Raw genomic sequence first — 17,200 nt, forward strand, 5'->3', positions numbered from 1 at the left:
GATGCGCGCTCACGAGGCCGGTGCCCTGCACGGTGACATCGGCAGCCGCCCGCCCTGGCTGCGTCCGCCGGGCGACGTCAACGCCCTGGTGCCGCAGCTCTGGCCGCGCAACGTGACCCGGGCCGCCGACGGCGCGCTCGCCATCGCCGGACTCAGTGTCCGCGACCTCGCCGCGGAGTACGGCACCCCGGTGTACGTCCTCGACGAGGACGACCTGCGGTCGCGCTGCCGCGACTTCCGGGCCGCCTTCCCGGACGCCGACGTCTACTACGCCGGCAAGGCGTTCCTCTGCCGCGCGGTGGTCCGCATGATCGCCGAGGAGGGGCTGTTCCTCGACGTCTGCACCGGCGGGGAGCTGGCGACCGCCCTGTCGGCGGGGATGCCCCCGGAGCGGCTCGGCTTCCACGGCAACAACAAGTCCGTGGCCGAGCTGAGCCGGGCCCTGGACGCCGGGGTCGGCCGGATCATCCTCGACTCGTTCACCGAGATCGACCGGCTCACCGCGCTGGCCCGCGAGCGCGGCGTCCGCCCCCGGGTGCTGATCCGGGTGACGGTCGGCGTGGAGGCGCACACCCACGAGTTCATCGCCACCGCGCACGAGGACCAGAAGTTCGGTTTCTCGCTGGCCGGCGGGGCGGCCGCGGCGGCGGCCTTCAAGGTCATCGACGAGGACGTGCTGGAGCTGCGCGGGCTGCACTCGCACATCGGGTCGCAGATCTTCGACGCCAGCGGCTTCGAGGTCTCCGCCCGCCGGGTGCTCGGCCTCCAGGCGCAGATCCGCGACGCCCGCGGCGTGGAGCTGCCCGAGCTGGACCTGGGCGGCGGCTTCGGCATCGCGTACACCACCCAGGACGACCCGGCCGCGCCGCACGACCTGGCGAAGCGGCTCCGCAAGATCGTCGACGGGGAGTGCGCGGCCGAGAAGCTCGCCGTGCCGCACCTCTCCATCGAGCCCGGCCGGGCCATCGTCGGGCCCGCCGTCTTCACCCTCTACGAGGTCGGCACGGTCAAGGACGTCGACGGGATCCGGACGTACGTGAGCGTGGACGGCGGGATGAGCGACAACATCCGCACCGCGCTCTACGACGCGTCGTACTCCGCGACGGTGGCCAACCGGGCCTCGACGGCGGAGCCGCTGCTCGCCCGCGTGGTGGGAAAGCACTGTGAGTCCGGGGACATCGTGGTGAAGGATGAATTCCTGCCCGCCGACGTGCAGCCCGGAGATCTTGTCGCGGTGCCCGGCACCGGGGCGTACTGCCGGAGCATGGCCAGCAACTACAACCATGTCCCGCGGCCCCCGGTCGTCGCCGTCCGTGACGGTCGGGCCCGGCTGATCGTTCGCCGGGAGACCGAAGACGACCTGCTCGCATTGGATGTCGGATGACCTCACCTGTCCGCTTGGCGCTGCTCGGCTGCGGCACGGTCGGCAGCGACGTGGTGCGGCTGCTGCACGAGCAGTCGGCCGACCTTGCCGCCCGGATCGGCGCTCCGCTGGAGATCGCCGGCATCGCCGTGCGCCGGGTCGGCCGCGACCGCGGCGACCTGCCGGTCGACCCCGCCCTGTTCACCACCGACCCGCTCGGGCTGATCAAGCGCGACGACGTGGACATCGTGGTGGAGGTGGTCGGCGGCATCGAGCCGGCCCGGAGCTGGCTGGTCGAGGCGCTGCGCGCGGGCAAGAGCGTGGTCACCGCCAACAAGGCGCTGCTGGCCGAGGACGGAGCCGCCCTGCACGACGCGGCCGCCGAGGGCGGCGCCGACCTCTACTACGAGGCGTCCGTCGCCGGGGCGATCCCGCTGCTGCGCCCGCTGCGCGAGTCGTTGCACGGCGACCGGATCAACCGGGTCACCGGGATCGTCAACGGCACCACCAACTTCATCCTCTCCGCGATGGACGCCACCGGCGCCGGCTTCGCCGAGGCACTGGAGGAGGCGACCGAGCTGGGGTACGCCGAGGCGGACCCGACGGCCGACGTGGAGGGCTTCGACGCCGCCGCCAAGGCCGCCATCCTCGCCTCGCTGGCGTTCCACACCCGGGTCACCGCCGCCGACGTGCACCGCGAGGGCATCACCGCGGTGACCGCCGCCGACGTGGCCAGCGCCAGGGCGATGGGCTGCACGATCAAGCTGCTCTGCATCGCCGCCCGGAACACCGACCCGGCGGGCCGGGAGTCGGTCAGCGTGCGGGTGCACCCGGCGATGATCCCGCTGACCCACCCGCTGGCCGGCGTCGGTGACGCGTTCAACGCGGTCTTCGTCGAGGCCGAGGCGGCCGGGCAGCTGATGTTCTACGGGCGGGGCGCGGGCGGCGCGCCGACCGCCAGCGCTGTGCTCGGCGACGTGGTGGCGGTGGCCCGCAACCGGCTCGCCGGGGTGCACGCGGCCAGCGAGTCGGCGTACGCCGACCTGGCGGTGCGGCCGATGGGGGAGGCCCTGACCCGCTACCACATCAGCCTCGACGTGGCCGACCGTCCCGGTGTGCTGGAGGCGGTGGCCGGGGTGTTCGCCCGGCAGGAGGTCTCCATCGCCACCGTGCGGCAGAGCCCGGCGGGGGGCGGCCCGGCCGGCCGGGGCTCCGACGCCGAGCTGGTCATCGTCACCCACGTGGCGCCGGACGCCGCGCTCGCGGCCACCGTCCGGGAGCTGCGCGGGCTGGAGATCGTCCGCTCGGTGACCAGCGTGCTGCGGGTCGAGGGCGGGGCGTGAACCGTGTCCCGCCAGGTGGTTAGGGGCGGACGTGCCGGGCGGCGGCCCGGGCTGCTGGTCCACGCTTGACGTGCGACAGGGCCGGTAGAGGCGAGGAGAGCGACATGTGGCGGGGTCTGATCGAGACGTACCGGGACCGGCTGCCGGTCACCGACGCCACCCCGGTCGTCACCCTGCACGAGGGGAACACCCCGCTGCTGCCCGCGCCGGTGCTCTCCGCCCGGCTCGGCTGCGAGGTGCACCTCAAGGTCGAGGGGGCGAACCCGACCGGCTCGTTCAAGGACCGCGGCATGACGGTCGCCGTCTCCCGGGCGGTCGAATCCGGTGCCAAGGCGATCATCTGCGCCTCGACCGGCAACACCAGCGCCTCCGCCGCGGCGTACGCCGCCCGCGCCGGGATCACCTGCGCCGTGCTGGTGCCGCAGGGCAAGATCGCGCTGGGCAAGCTGGCCCAGGCGCTGGTGCACGGCGCGAAGCTGCTCCAGGTCCAGGGCAACTTCGACGACTGCCTGGCCCTGGCCGGCAAGCTCGCCCAGGACTACCCGGTGGCCCTGGTCAACTCGGTCAACATCGACCGGCTGCACGGGCAGAAGACGGCCGCCTTCGAGATCGTCGAGGCGCTCGGTGACGCGCCGGACATCCACTGCCTGCCGGTCGGCAACGCCGGCAACGTCTCCGCCTACTGGATGGGCTACTCGGAGGACCTGCACCACGGCCACGCCACCAGGGCCCCGAAGATGTACGGCTTCCAGGCCGCCGGCGCGGCACCCATCGTCACCGGGCAGGTGGTGCCGGAGCCGTCGACCATCGCCACCGCCATCCGGATCGGCAACCCGGCGAGCTGGACCAAGGCGGTCGACGCCCGGGACGCCTCCGACGGCCTGATCGCCGCGGTGACCGACCGGGAGATCCTGGCGGCCTACCGGCTGCTCGCCCGGGAGGTCGGCGTCTTCGTCGAGCTGGGCAGCGCGGCCAGCGTGGCCGGCCTGCTCCAGCAGGCCGCCGCCGGCAAGGTCCCGGCCGGCTCCACCGTGGTCTGCACGGTCACCGGCCACGGCCTCAAGGATCCGGAGTGGGCGATCTCGACGGCCCCCGCCCCGGTCACCATCGCCAACGACCCCCTGGCCGCCGCCCGCTCCCTGGACCTCGTCTAACCCCCTCCCCCTCGCCCGTCGCCGGGTTGATCATGAAGTTGTTGTCACCCGGCTCGGCGTGTCGCGACAACAACGTCGCGATCAACCGGTGTGTTCGCTCGGTTGGGGACGGGTGGGGCCGGCGGGACGGGCGGGGCAACCGGGGGTGGGTGGGGGTGGGTGGACCGGGTCGGGCAGACTCTGGCTACCGCGCAGACCCTTCCTCAGGAGTGAGCCACGCCGATGTCGCTGCTCGCCAGATTCAGCCTCGCCAACCGGGGGCTGGTCGCCCTCATCGCGCTGGTCACGACGGCGTTCGGGGCGTACGCCGTGCCGTCGCTGAAGCAGCAGCTGCTGCCGTCGCTGGAGTTCCCGGCGGCGTTCATCGTCGCGGCGTACCCGGGCGCCGCGCCGGAGATCGTCGAGTCCCAGGTCACCGAGCCGATCGAGAACAGCATCCAGAGCATCCCGGGGCTGGACAAGGTCACCTCCACCTCCCGCGAGGGCTCCACCACCGTCCAGGTGCAGTACGAGTTCGGCACCGACCTGGCCGACGTGGTGAACAAGATGCAGACCGCGCTGAACCGGATCGACGCCCAACTGCCGGCGGGGGTGGACCCGCAGGTCATCGCCGGCAGCACCGACGACCTGCCCGCCGTGGTCCTGGCCGCGGCTGGCGGCGACGACGAGCGGGCGCTGGCCGACAAGCTGCGCCAGACCGTCGTACCGGAGCTGGAAGGCCTGGACGGGGTCCGCACGGTCGAGGTGACCGGCACCCGCGACCAGGTCGTGCTGATCACCCCCGTCGCGGCAAAGCTGGCCGCGGCCCGGCTCGCCCCCACCGCCATCGCGCAGGCGCTCAAGACCAACGGCGTCGCGGTGCCGGCCGGCGCCGTCGCCGACGGCACGCGGTCGCTTCCGGTCCAGGTCGGCACCCCGGTGCGGACCGTCGAGGACCTGCGCGGCATCGTGCTGGCCACCGCGCCCGCCGCCCCGGTCCGGCTCGGCGACGTGGCCCGGGTGGAGCAGCAGCTCGCGCCGGCCACCGCGATCACCCGCACCAACGGCAAGCCGAGCCTGGGCATCGCCGTGACCGCCACCCCCGACGGCAACGCGGTGGAGATCTCCCACGAGATCCGCGACCGGCTCGACGACCTGAAGACCGCCTCCGGCGCGGACCTGACGGTCGTCTTCGACCAGGCCCCGTTCGTCGAGCGGTCCATCGAGAGCCTGACCACCGAGGGCCTGCTCGGCCTGCTGATGGCGGTCCTGGTGATCCTGGTCTTCCTGCTCTCCGTCCGCTCCACCCTGGTCACCGCGGTCTCCATTCCGCTGTCCGTGCTGGTCGCGCTGATCGCGCTGTGGGCCGGCGACTACTCGCTCAACCTGCTGACCCTGGGCGCGCTCACCATCGCCGTGGGCCGGGTCGTCGACGACTCCATCGTGGTGCTGGAAAACATCAAACGGCACCTGGAGTACGGCGAGCCGAAGCGGCCCGCCATCCTCGGCGCCGTCCGCGAGGTGGCCGGTGCGGTGACCGCCTCCACGCTCACCACGGTCGCCGTCTTCGCGCCGATCGCGCTGGTCGGCGGCTTCGTCGGGCAGCTCTTCGCGCCCTTCGCGATCACCGTGACGGTCGCCCTGCTGGCCTCGCTGCTGGTCTCGCTGACCGTGATCCCGGTGCTGGCCTACTGGTTCCTGAAGCCGCGCCGCGGCGGGGTGGACGACGCGGCGGCCCGCCGCGCCGCCGAGGAGAAGGAGCTGCGCAGCCCGTTGCAGCGCGCGTACCTGCCGGCGATCGGCTTCGCCACCCGGTCCTGGGGGACCCGCTGGATCACCGTCGCGCTGGGGCTGCTCGTGCTGCTCGGCACCTTCGGCCTCGCGCAGAAGCTGGAGACCAACTTCCTGGACGACTCCGGCCAGGACACCTTGACCATCACCCAGGAGCTGCCGCCGGGCACCGGCCTGACCGGCACCGACCAGGCCGCCGCGAAGGTCGAGGCGGTGCTAGCGCGGACCGAGGGCGTGCAGACGTACCAGGTCAGCGCCGGCGGCAACGACCAGCCGTGGGCGGGTGGCGGCGGCAACAACCGGGCCACCTTCTCGGTCGCCCTCGACGAGGGAACCGACGCGGCGGAGGCCCGGCGGACCCTGCGCAAGGAGTTCGACGCCCTCGGCCCGGACGCCGGTGAGCTCAGCTTCGGCGCCGGGCAGAGCTCCTCCGCCAACCAGCTCGAGGTGATCGTGCAGGCCGCCGATCCCGAGGCGCTGACCCGGGCCGCGGAGGCCGCCCGCGGCGCGATGGCCGGTACGCCGGGGGTCGAGGACGTCTCCACCAGCCTGGCCGACCGGGTGCCCCGGATCGACGTCGCCGTCGACCGGGTCGCGGCGGCCCGCGCCGGGCTGACCGAGGCGGCGGTGGGGCAGCTCGTCGCCCAGGCGTACCGGGGGGCGCCGCTGGGCCAGGTCACGCTCGACGGGGGTCCGCAGGACGTCGTGCTGCGCACCGGGGCTCGCCCGCCGCTGAGCGTGGCCGAGCTGCGGGCGCTGCCGGTCGGGCGGGTGAAGCTGGACGCCATCGCCGACGTCAACCAGGTGGAGGGGCCGCAGCAGGTGACCCGGATCGACGGCGAGCGCAGCGTCTCCGTCACCGGTACGGCCACCGGCTCCAACCTCGGCGCGACCACGCAGGAGCTGCAGAAGCGGCTGGACGCGCTGGACGTGCCGGGGGCGACGTTCACCGTGGGCGGCGTCAGCGCGGACCAGAAGGAGGCCTTCGCCGACCTGGGGCTGGCCGTGCTGGCCGCGATCGCGATCGTCTTCCTGATCATGGTGGGCACGTTCCGCAGCCTGACCCAGGCGCTGATCCTGCTGATCTCCATCCCGTTCGCCGCCACCGGCGCGATCGGGCTGCTGCTGGCGACCGGGACGCCGCTGGGCGTGCCGGCGCTGATCGGCGTGCTGATGCTGGTCGGCATCGTGGTCACCAACGCGATCGTGCTGCTCGACCTGATCAACCAGTACCGGGCGCAGGGGATGGGCGTGACCGAGGCGGTGGTCGAGGGCGGCCGGCGCCGGCTGCGCCCGATCCTGATGACCGCGGTCGCCACCATCTTCGCGCTGCTGCCGATGGCCCTCGGGCTCACCGGCGAGGGCGGCTTCATCTCGCAGCCGCTGGCCGTGGTGGTGATCGGCGGCCTGCTCAGCTCGACGCTGCTGACCCTGATCCTGGTGCCGACGCTCTACACGATGGTGGAACGCACCAAGGAGTCGCTGCGGGCATGGCGGGCGCGTCGTACCGGTGGTGCCGCCGGCGTCGGGCCGGCGCCGGCCGGGGACCCGGTGCCCGCCGGCGTCGGGGCCGGCGGCCAGCGGGTGGAGGCGTCGACGGCCGGGCGGTCGACGGCCGGCCCGGCCCGGCCGACGCCGTCGGCGGCGCTGCTCGACGGGACCGATCAGTTCGAGGTGCTGCGTCTGCCGAAGAGTCGGCAGTCGCCGCTGCCGCCCACCGAGTGAGCGGATGAACCAGGACGCCCCCGGCAGGCTCGGCCGCCGGGGGCGTCTCCCGTCTCGGCCCGGTGCGTGTGGTGATCACCGGGTTGCGGGACCCCGGCCACACCTTCCTGACCATCTCCCAGCTGCTCGGGCGCAGCACCCTCGGCGGACCGGCCCGATAGGGTTCCGGCGTGTCACCCACCCTTTCGGTCCTCGTCCGCAACCGCGACTTCCGCAACCTCTTCCTCGCCGAGCTGGTGGTCTTCGGGGCCGACTGGTTCGTCATGGTGCCCCTGCTGGTGCTCCTGCCTCAGCTGACCGGCAGCGGGGTGTGGGGTGCGCTGGTGCTCGCCGTGGACACCGGCACGGTGGCGCTGATGCTGCCGTACACCGGCACCATCGCGGACCGGTTCGACCGCCGGAAGATCATGATGGTGGCCAACGTCGCCGCCCTGGCCGCCGTCCTGCTGCTGCTCGGCGTCCGCAGCGCCGGCACGGCCTGGCTGGCGATGGTGGCGATCGGCGCCGTCGCGGTGGCGAAGGCCTTCTACTCGCCCGCCGCCCAGGCCGCCCTGCCCAACGTGCTCGACCCGGAAGACCTCGCCGCCGGCAACGCCGTCGCGGGGTCCGCCTGGGGCACCATGACGGTCGTCGGCGCCTCGCTCGGCGGCATCCTGAGTGCCGCCGCCGGCCCGTACGCCTGCTTCTGGGTGGCGGCGGCCGGCCTGGCGCTCGCGGCGGGCCTGGCCACGCTGATCCGCCGGCCGTTGCAGTCTCCCCGGGAGCCCGGCGGCCCGGTGCAGCGCACCTGGCCGGCGATCCGGGAGGCGCTGGGCTACATCGGCCACCGGCCCCGGGTGCTGGCGCTGGTCACCGTGAAGTCGGCGGTCGGGCTGGGCAACGGGGTGCTGACCGTGTTCCCGCTGCTCGCCGGCGTGTACGGGGTCGGCGCCGTCGGCGCCGGCCTGCTCTTCGCGTCCCGGGGTGCGGGCGCCCTGGTCGGGCCGATCCTGATGCGGCGGGTGCTCACCAACCGGGTCTGGCTGCTGCCCGGCCTCGCCCTGTCGATGTCCCTGTACGGCCTGGCCTACCTGGGCGGCTCGGTGGTCAGCTGGTTCCCGCTGGTGCTGGTGCTCGTCTTCCTCGCCCACTTCGGCGGCGGCAGCAACTGGGTGCTCTCCAACTACGCCCTCCAGGGTGAGGTGCCGGACCGGTTGCGCGGGCGGGTCTTCGCGACCGACATGATGCTGGCGACGCTGGCCATCTCGGTCAGCCAGCTGGTGGTGGCCCTGGTGGTGGACGCGGTGAGCGAGCGGACCGTGCTGGCCGGCTGCGGGCTGGTCACCCTGGTGTACGCGGTCGGCTGGCGGCTGGCCACCCGCCGGCTGTCCCTCAGCGACCCGACGACCGAGCCGGAGCCGACCCGCACCTCCTGACGCCAGTCCCATGGGTCGGGCGGACCGTCGGCGATGTCGGCCCGGAGCCCTAGCATGAGCCGGTGCCGATGACTTTCACCTCCGGTCCCGTCCGGGTCCGGGTGCCCGCGACCAGCGCGAACCTGGGCCCGGGTTTCGACGCGTTCGGGCTGGCACTGGGGCTCTACGACGACGTGGCGGCCGAGGTGACCTCGGGCGACGTGCGGGTGACGGTCACCGGGGAGGGGGCCGGCGCGCTCCCCGCCGGAGAGCGGCACCTGGTCGTGACCTCCATGCGGGCCGCCTTCGACGTGCTGGGCGGGCAGCCGCCGGGCCTGGCGCTGGAGTGCGTCAACCGGATCCCGCAGGCCCGCGGCCTGGGTTCCTCCTCGGCGGCCATCGTCGCCGGCGTGCTGCTGGCCCGCGCGCTGGTCGACGACGGCGCCGCGCGGCTCGACGACGACGCGGCGTTGCGGCTGGCCGCGGAGATCGAGGGGCACCCCGACAACGTGGCGCCCTGCCTGCTCGGCGGCTTCACCATCGCCTGGACCGAGCCGTCGGGGGCGCGGGCGGTGTCGCTGGCCGTCGCCGACGGTGTCCGACCGACCGTCTTCGTGCCCGCCGTACGAGGCCTGACGGCCACCGCGCGGGCGGCCCTGCCGGCGACGGTGCCGCACGCCGACGCCGCGCTGAACGCGGGCCGGGCGGCGCTGCTGGTGCACGCGCTGACCGCGGCGCCGGAGCTGCTGCTGCCGGCCACCGTCGACCGGCTGCACCAGGACTACCGGGCCGCCGGGATGCCGGCCACCGACGCCCTGGTCAGCGTGCTGCGCGAGGCTGGTGTGGCGGCTGTGGTCAGTGGGGCGGGCCCGACGGTGCTGGCCCTGACCGAGGTGTCGGAGGGCTTCGACGCGGGAACAGACTGGCAGCTCCGACAGTTGCCGATAGATGTCAGCGGTGCCCGGGTCGCCCGGGGTAGACTTGGACACGCCGAGCGGGACCCTGTTGCCGCAGGTCGGAAGAGTTGATTACGCTCTAGACTTAGCACAGCCGCGAAGCATGCGATCTCCTGCGGGTCGGCGCACCCCCGAAGCTCTCGGCGGTCAGCCCGTCACCCCTGCCAAAGGCCCACGCCGCACCGCAGTTTCCACAGGTCGCCGCAGACGGCGAGACCTGCTCACCGATGTTGGTGAGTCGGGAAACCGACCGGCTGCTGTGTCACAGACTCCCGCGACGCGTCATGCGAGGCGGGTGCACCGAGGCCGCCCGGCCACCTGGTTTTCGACTCCGGGCAGTCCCGGCCTATCGAGGGAAGGAATCCATTGAGCGACACCACCGACGTGACGTCGGATGTTTCCAACGTCGCTGGCGATGCCACCACCGCCGCCCCCACACGCCGTCGGCGCAGCGGTACCGGCCTGTCGGCGATGCTGCTGCCAGAGCTGCAGAGCCTGGCCGCGTCGCTCGGTATCTCCGGTACGGCTCGCATGCGCAAGGGCGAGCTGATCAGCGCGATCACCGAGCGGCAGGGCGGCGCCGCCGCCGGGACCCCTCGACCGCGGGCCGAGGTCGCGGCCGCGGCCGCTCCGGCCCGGGAAGAGGTGCACGCCGAGGTGCCACAGGAGCGGGCTGAGACCGAGCGTCGCCCCGCCGAGCAGGCGCCGGCGGCTCCGGCCGCCGAGGTGACCGAGGGTCGTACCCGGACCCGTCGTGGCCGTGCTGCGACGACCGAGGCGCGTACCGAAGAGGCTCCGGCCGAGACCGGCGAGCGCGCCGAGCGTGGCGAGGGCCGCGGCGGCCGCGAGCGCGGTGCCGAGCGGGCCGAGCGTGTCGAGCGCGGTGCCGAGCGTGTCGAGCGCGGTGCCGAGCGTGGCGGTGACCGTGAGCGGGCTGAGCGCGGCGGCGAGCGCGGCGAGCGCACCGAGCGGGGCGAGCGCACCGAGCGGGGCGACCGCAACGACCGCAACGACCGCGGTGACCGCGGTGACCGCAACGACCGTGGCCAGCGCGCCGAGCGCGACAACGACTCTGACGACGACGGCGAGGGCGGCGGCCGGCGCGGCCGGCGCAGCCGGTTCCGGGACCGTCGGCGTGGCCGGGGCGACCGGGTCGAGGGCGTCAACGAGGGTGGCGGCCGCGAGCCGCAGGTCAGCGAGGACGACGTGCTCGTCCCGGTGGCCGGCATCATCGACGTGCTCGACAACTACGCCTTCGTCCGGACCACCGGCTACCTGGCCGGACCGAACGACGTCTACGTCTCGATGTCCCAGATCAAGAAGTACGGCCTGCGCCGCGGTGACGCGATCACCGGTGCGGTACGGGCGGCGGCCCGCGAGGGCGGCGAGCAGCGGCGCGACAAGTACAACCCGCTGGTCCGGCTCGACACCATCAACGGGATGGAGCCGGACGAGGCCAAGCGTCGGCCGGAGTTCTACAAGCTGACCCCGCTGTACCCGCAGGAGCGGCTGCGGCTGGAGACCGAGCCACACATCCTGACCACCCGGGTGATCGACCTGGTCATGCCGATCGGCAAGGGCCAGCGGGCGCTCATCGTCTCGCCGCCGAAGGCGGGTAAGACGATGGTGTTGCAGGCGATCGCGAACGCGATCACCCACAACAACCCGGAGTGCCACCTGATGGTGGTGCTGGTCGACGAGCGGCCCGAAGAGGTCACCGACATGCAGCGGTCGGTGAAGGGCGAGGTCATCGCGGCCACGTTCGACCGTCCGCCGCAGGACCACACCACGGTGGCGGAGCTGGCGATCGAGCGCGCGAAGCGCCTGGTCGAGCTGGGCCACGACGTGGTCGTGCTGCTCGACTCGGTGACCCGGCTCGGTCGGTCGTACAACCTGGCGGCGCCGGCTTCCGGCCGGATCATGTCGGGTGGTATCGATTCCACCGCGCTCTACCCGCCGAAGCGGTTCCTCGGCGCGGCCCGCAACATCGAGAACGGCGGCTCGCTGACCATCCTCGCCACCGCGCTGGTGGAGACCGGGTCCATGGCGGACACGGTCATCTTCGAGGAGTTCAAGGGCACCGGTAACGCCGAGCTCAAGCTGGACCGGAAGATCGCCGACAAGCGGGTCTTCCCGGCGATCGACATCAACCCCTCCGGCACCCGCAAGGAGGAGGTCCTGCTCGCGCCGGAGGAGCTGGCGATCATCCACAAGCTCCGCAAGGTGCTGCACTCGCTGGACTCGCAGGCGGCGCTCGACCTGCTGCTGGACCGCCTCAAGCAGTCCCGCACCAACATCGAGTTCCTGATGCAGATCGCGAAGTCCACGCCGGGGGAGTGACCTCCGCCCGGTAGGAGCGACGAGAAGGGCACGGCCGGCCGGCCGTGCCCTTCTCCGTGTCCGGGCCAGGCCGGTCGGCATCGGTTACGGCCCGCGGCACCTCTGAAGTTTTCCTTCGGTTCAACCGTCGACTCTTGAAACTTCTGTTCAGGATCGGGTTGACTGTCGTCCATGCGTACCCGCAGTCGATCCGTCCGTCTCCTCGGCGTCCTGCTGCTGACGCCGCTGCTCGGCCTCCCCGGACCGGCCCCGGCCGTCCTCGCGGCGTCCGCCGGCGGCACCCGCACGGCCGCCGAGGACGCCCCCGCCGCCTCGTCCTATCCCGCCTCCGCAGTGGCGCTGGCCGGCGAGGCCCGCGTCGAGCCGGCCGGCGGTCTGGAGACCGCGAAGAGCACTCGCCCGGTCGCTCCCGGGCTCGACCTCACCTCCTTCGACCGGTACGACGCCGACGGCTGGCTGCGCGCCGACGCGCTCACCGCCAACCTCTCCGGCGCCGTGACCGTCGACTACGTCAACTCCGGCGCAGTCACCCGGGACGAGCCGCTGCGAGCCGCGGTGGACCACTCGCGGGCGGTCGCCGCCGTCAACGGCGACTTCTTCGACATCAACAACTCCGGTGCCGCCCAGGGTGTCGGCATCCGCTCCGGGGAACTGGTCCAGTCGCCGATCGCCGGCCACCCCAACGCCGCCGCGATCAGCGCGGAAGGGCTGGGCCGGGTCATCCAGGTCGGCTTCGAGGGCACCGCCACGCTGCCCGCCGGGCCGGCGCCGCTGACCCAGTTCAACAACATGGTGCAGCGGGACGGCATCGGCGTCTTCACCCCGCTCTGGGGCTCGTACCCCCGCACCCGGGCGGTCGACGGCGCGGCCCGGGTCGTCGAGGTCGCGGTGACCGGCGGCCGAGTCGCGGCCGTGACCACCGCCGCCGGCGACGGACCGATCCCGGCCGGGACGACCCTGCTGCTGGGCCGGGACGCCGGCGCGGACACGCTCGCCGCGCTGCGCCCCGGTGACCCGGTCGACGTGGCCTGGCGGCCGAAGGCGTCCGACGGCGGGAGCCTGCGCGCCGCGGTCGGCGGCGGCAACGTGCTGGTCCGCGACGGGGTGGTGCAGAGCATCGCCGACCCGACCCTCGCGCCGCGCACCTCGGTCGGGTTTTCCGCCGACGGACGCAAAATGATCATGTTGACGGTGGACGGCCGACAGGTGGACAGCCGCGGCGTCACCCAGACCGAGCTGGGCCGGATGATGGTCGAGCTGGGCGCGGACACCGCGCTGAACCTCGACGGCGGGGGCTCCTCGACCCTGCTCGCCCGGGAACCGGGCGCGGCCACGGTGCAGGTGGAGAACAGTCCGTCGGACGGCACCGAGCGTCCCGTCCCCAACGGGCTGGCCATCTACGCCCCCCAGGGCAGCGGCCGGCTCACCGGGTACTGGCTGGAGACCGCCAGCGACCCGACCGCCGCACCCGGGGTCGCCCCGATCCGCGGTGGCCGCCCGGACCGGGTCTTCCCCGGCCTGACCCGCCGGCTCACCGCCGCCGGCTACGACGAGACGTACGGCCCGGCCGCCGGGACGCCGAGCTGGCGGGCCAACCCGGCCGCGCACGGCACGGTGGACGACGACGGCGTCTTCCGGGCGGGGGCGCCGGGTCGCAGCACCGTCACCGCCTGGCGGGACGAGGCCAGCGGGACCCTCGACCTCACCGTGCTCGGCTCACTGGACCGGATCGACTCCACTGTGGACCGGCTCGGCCTGAACCGGCAGGGCGACAGCGGACTCTTCGGGGTGGTCGGCTTCGACGCCGAGGGGAACACCGCGCCGATCGAGCCGGCCGACCTGAAGCTCGACTACGACCGGAACCTGCTCCAGGTCACCCCCACCGCCGACGGCAACCTCTCCGTCACGGCGCTCGGTGGCAGCGGCTCCGGCCTGGTCACCGTCCGGGTCGGCGGCCGGACCACCGTGCTGCCGGTCACCGTCGGCCTGACCGACGTGCCGGTCACCGGCTTCGACGACGCCGCCGCGTGGAAGTTCAGCCAGGCCCGGGCCAGCGGGGCGGTCGCCCCGGCGCCGGGCCACACCGGCCAGGGTCTCAAGCTGTCGTACGACTTCAGCCAGTCCACCGGCACCCGTGCCGCGTACGCCGACCCGCCGGCCTGGATCGAGGTGCCCGGCCAGCCGCAGGCGTTCGGCATGTGGATCCACGGCAACGGCAAGGGGGAGTGGCCGAGCCTGCACCTGCACGACGCCCAGGACACCCAGCACGTGCTGCGCGGCCCGTACGTCACCTGGACCGGCTGGAGGTACGTCGAGTTCGCGGTGCCGGCCGGCGTGCAGTACCCGGTCCGGGTCCGCCGGTTCTACGTGGCGGAGACCAACCCGGCCGCGCAGTACACCAGCGAGATCGTCATCGACGACCTGGTGGCGAAGGTCCCCCCGACGGTCGAGGCGCCGCCCGAGCCGCCACGCACCGACCGGGTGGTGCTCCGCGACGGCACGGTGGACGGCGCACCCTGGCGCTTCGCGGTGCTGTCCGACGCCCAGTTCGTCGCGGCCGACCCGGACAGCGACCTGGTCGCCCAGGCCCGCCGGACGCTCCGCGAGGTCAAGGCGGCGGAGCCGGACTTCCTGATCATCGACGGGGACTTCGTGGACACGGCGTACCCGGCCGACTTCGCCCTCGCCAGGCGGATCCTCGACGAGGAACTGGGCGACGAGCTGCCCTGGTACTACGTCCCCGGCAACCACGAGATCATGGGCGCCCCGATCACCAACTTCCGGAACGTCTTCGGCGACACCTCGCGGGTCTTCGACCACGACGGCACCCGGTTCGTCACGCTGAACAGCTCCGCCGGCTCGCTGCGCGGCAGCGGCTTCGACCAGGTGCGGCTGCTCCGCGAGACGCTCGACTCCGCCGCCGCCGATCCGGCCGTCGGCTCGGTCGCCGTGCTCTTCCACCATCCCCCGCGCGATCCCAGCCCGGCCAAGGCCAGCCAGCTCGGCGACCGGAAGGAGGCGGCGCTGGTGGAGCAGTGGCTGGCCGACTTCCAGCACCGCACCGGCAAGGGGGCGCTCCTCGTCAACGGGCACGTCGGCACCTTCCACGCCGACCGGGTGGACGGCGTGCCGTACGTGATCAACGGCAACTCTGGCAAGAACCCGTCCACCCCGCCGCAGCTCGGCGGCTTCACCGGCTGGACCGAGTTCGGCGTCGACCCGGTCACCCCGCAGGAGGCCGAGCGGGCCCGGCGCGACCCGCTCGCCGAGGGGACCCGCTGGGTCGACGCGGAGTTCCATGCCCACGTCGACCGGCTGGCCCTGGCCGCGCCGGCCAGTGTGGCTCTCGGCGCTCCGGCCGCCGTCACCGCGACGCTGACCCAGCCCGGTGGGCGTACCGTGCCGGTGGCCGCCCCGGTCAGCGCCGACTGGTCGGGTTCGCCGAACCTGCACATCGGCCCGGCCGACGGAGTGAAGCCGTGGCACGTGGCCCGATTCGACCCGGCCTCCGGTGAGCTGACCGCGCTGCGACCGGACGAGCGGGTGGTGCTCGCGGTGACCGTCAACGGCGTCCACGCCGAAGCAACGGTCACCCTCGCGGCGGCGGCGACACCTGGGGAGGCACCCGCCGCCTGATCGTCGGCTCCGGGGCGCGTCGGGTCGTGCCGCGCCCCGGAGCCGGCCGGTCAGAAGTCGCCCTCGGCGACCTGGAAGACGGTCAGGCCGAGCGACCGCCACATCCGGACCACCTGCATCCGGTCGTCGAAGACGCCGACCACCCGGTACCGGTCCCGGATCTCTCGCTCGTAGATCTCCTGCTTCACGATCGCGTCCTTGCGGTGGTCGCCGATCGCCCGCAGGTGCAGCGCCAGGTAGGGCACCTTGACGTGCCGGGCCAGCCAGCTCTCCGTGTCGGGCCGCGCTGAAGCGTCCCGGCCGGAGCAGAAGACCACCCCGTGACCGGCCGCGTGCATCGCCCGCACCGCCGCGATGACCGCGTCGTTCGGCGCGTCCTCGGCCACCCGGGTCATGTCGTACGGGCTGCGGGAGACGTTCAGCGCCACCGTGCCGTCGATGTCCACCAGCACGATCGCCGGTGGCTCGGGATGGGGTGGGTGGACCGTGGCCGGCGGACCCGTACGGGCCGTCGGCACCGGTAACGGTAACGACCGGTTGGCCAGGTAGCGGTCGTGCAGCCGGCGGATCGCCGCCTCGCCGACCCGGTCGGCCTCCGGCCGCGCGGTGTCCCGGCGCAGGCACTCCTCCAGCGGGACGTCGGTGAAGTCGTGCACCTCGAACGCGGCACCGAACCGTTCGGCCAGCTCCGCCCAGTCCCGCAGCGTCCGGGAGCGCAGGTTGGTGTCGTCCACGCAGACGCTCACCCGGGCCGCCAGCAGCGCCTCCACCTGGGCCCGCTGGGCCTTGGTGACCTGTCCCTCGGCCCACTGGGTGAAGAGCCGCTCGCCGTGCATCATCCGGCGCAGGTCGTCCCGGTTGACCCGCACCACACCCGGTTGCAGCCGGCGGGCGAAGGTGGTCTTGCCGGAGGCCGGCAGGCCCCGGGTCGCGATCAGGCGGAACATGCCGCGCACCCCCGGTTCGTCCGGTCCCGGTCCGCGCCGGGATCCCACGGTACGTCGTGCGGAATGCCCGCGAGGCGGGCGGGAATGCGTACGGGGAGGGGAGCGTTGAGCCAGCCGGACCAGCTGTGCGGCCCGCTCGCCGGGTCGGCCGACGCCCATGGCACACTGGTCAGTCGGCCAGCGGTTCCGGTTCACGCCCGAGCCCGTCGTACGCGACGGGGAGACCGACGGCGACCCGGCGACCACCCACGAAAGGACCGAGGCGACATGAAGCCCATCATCCACCCGGAGTACGTGACCACCGAGGTCAGCTGCTCCTGCGGCAACACCTTCCAGACCCGGAGCACCGCCAAGGGCGGCGCCATCCACGTCGAGACCTGCAGCGCCTGCCACCCGTTCTACACCGGTAAGCAGCGCGTTCTCGACACCGCCGGTCGGGTCGCGAAGTTCCAGCAGAAGTACGCCAAGGTTCAGGCCAAGAAGGCCAAGTAGCTGCACCGACGACGCCCGCGTCCGGCTCCGTGCCGGGCGCGGGCGTTCGTCCGTTTCCGCCGCTTCACGCCCCCCCGTCC

10 protein-coding genes are annotated in these 17,200 nt (G+C 73.4%); 9 read left to right on the forward strand and 1 reads right to left on the reverse strand.

Annotation, left to right across the window (positions count from 1 at the left end):
* Position 1 precedes the first annotated feature (1 nt).
* From lysA to I8N68_RS02265, 8 genes are all read left to right on the forward strand, one after another.
* A complete protein-coding gene (gene lysA, locus I8N68_RS02230) occupies positions 2 to 1,384 on the forward strand; it encodes a diaminopimelate decarboxylase (RefSeq protein WP_200206837.1) in 1,383 nt (460 codons plus the stop codon).
* Positions 1,381 to 2,706, forward strand: a complete 1,326-nt coding sequence (locus I8N68_RS02235) for a homoserine dehydrogenase (RefSeq protein WP_200206838.1) — start codon at positions 1,381 to 1,383, stop codon at positions 2,704 to 2,706. Before lysA ends, I8N68_RS02235 begins: the two co-directional genes overlap by 4 nt.
* 104 nt (positions 2,707 to 2,810) lie before the next feature.
* Entirely contained in the window at positions 2,811 to 3,860 is a 1,050-nt protein-coding gene (thrC, locus tag I8N68_RS02240) for a threonine synthase (RefSeq protein ID WP_200206839.1), read from the forward strand.
* 222 nt (positions 3,861 to 4,082) lie between these two features.
* A complete protein-coding gene (locus I8N68_RS02245) occupies positions 4,083 to 7,355 on the forward strand; it encodes an efflux RND transporter permease subunit (RefSeq protein ID WP_200206840.1) in 3,273 nt (1,090 codons plus the stop codon).
* A gap of 170 nt (positions 7,356 to 7,525) precedes the next feature.
* Positions 7,526 to 8,770 (forward strand): MFS transporter, encoded by a 1,245-nt coding sequence (locus I8N68_RS02250; protein WP_200206841.1) that lies wholly within the window; start codon positions 7,526 to 7,528, stop codon positions 8,768 to 8,770.
* Between the two features lie 68 nt (positions 8,771 to 8,838).
* The gene (gene thrB, locus I8N68_RS02255; RefSeq protein WP_200206983.1) at positions 8,839 to 9,777 is read left to right on the forward strand and encodes a homoserine kinase; all 939 of its coding nucleotides are present in this window, start codon (positions 8,839 to 8,841) and stop codon (positions 9,775 to 9,777) included.
* A 294-nt stretch (positions 9,778 to 10,071) separates the two neighbouring features.
* On the forward strand, positions 10,072 to 12,045 hold the full coding sequence (gene rho / locus I8N68_RS02260; RefSeq protein WP_200206843.1) for a transcription termination factor Rho: 1,974 nt from the start codon (positions 10,072 to 10,074) through the stop codon (positions 12,043 to 12,045).
* 171 nt (positions 12,046 to 12,216) lie between these two features.
* A complete protein-coding gene (locus tag I8N68_RS02265) occupies positions 12,217 to 15,681 on the forward strand; it encodes a phosphodiester glycosidase family protein (protein ID WP_200206851.1) in 3,465 nt (1,154 codons plus the stop codon).
* Positions 15,682 to 15,731: 50 nt separating this feature from the next.
* Here I8N68_RS02265 and I8N68_RS02270 read toward each other — a convergent pair whose 3' ends face one another.
* Positions 15,732 to 16,628: a phosphatase domain-containing protein gene (locus I8N68_RS02270; RefSeq protein ID WP_200206853.1), complete on the reverse strand. Its 897-nt coding sequence runs from the start codon at positions 16,626 to 16,628 to the stop codon at positions 15,732 to 15,734.
* A 267-nt stretch (positions 16,629 to 16,895) separates the two neighbouring features.
* Between I8N68_RS02270 and rpmE the strand changes: the two genes are divergently transcribed.
* Positions 16,896 to 17,120 carry a 50S ribosomal protein L31 gene (gene rpmE / locus I8N68_RS02275; protein ID WP_200206864.1) on the forward strand — a complete coding sequence of 75 codons (225 nt, stop codon included), beginning with the start codon at positions 16,896 to 16,898 and terminating at the stop codon, positions 17,118 to 17,120.
* Positions 17,121 to 17,200: the final 80 nt, after the last annotated feature.

The sequence above is a fragment of the Micromonospora coerulea genome (genome assembly GCF_016598485.1).
Classification (GTDB): domain Bacteria; phylum Actinomycetota; class Actinomycetes; order Mycobacteriales; family Micromonosporaceae; genus Micromonospora; species Micromonospora coerulea.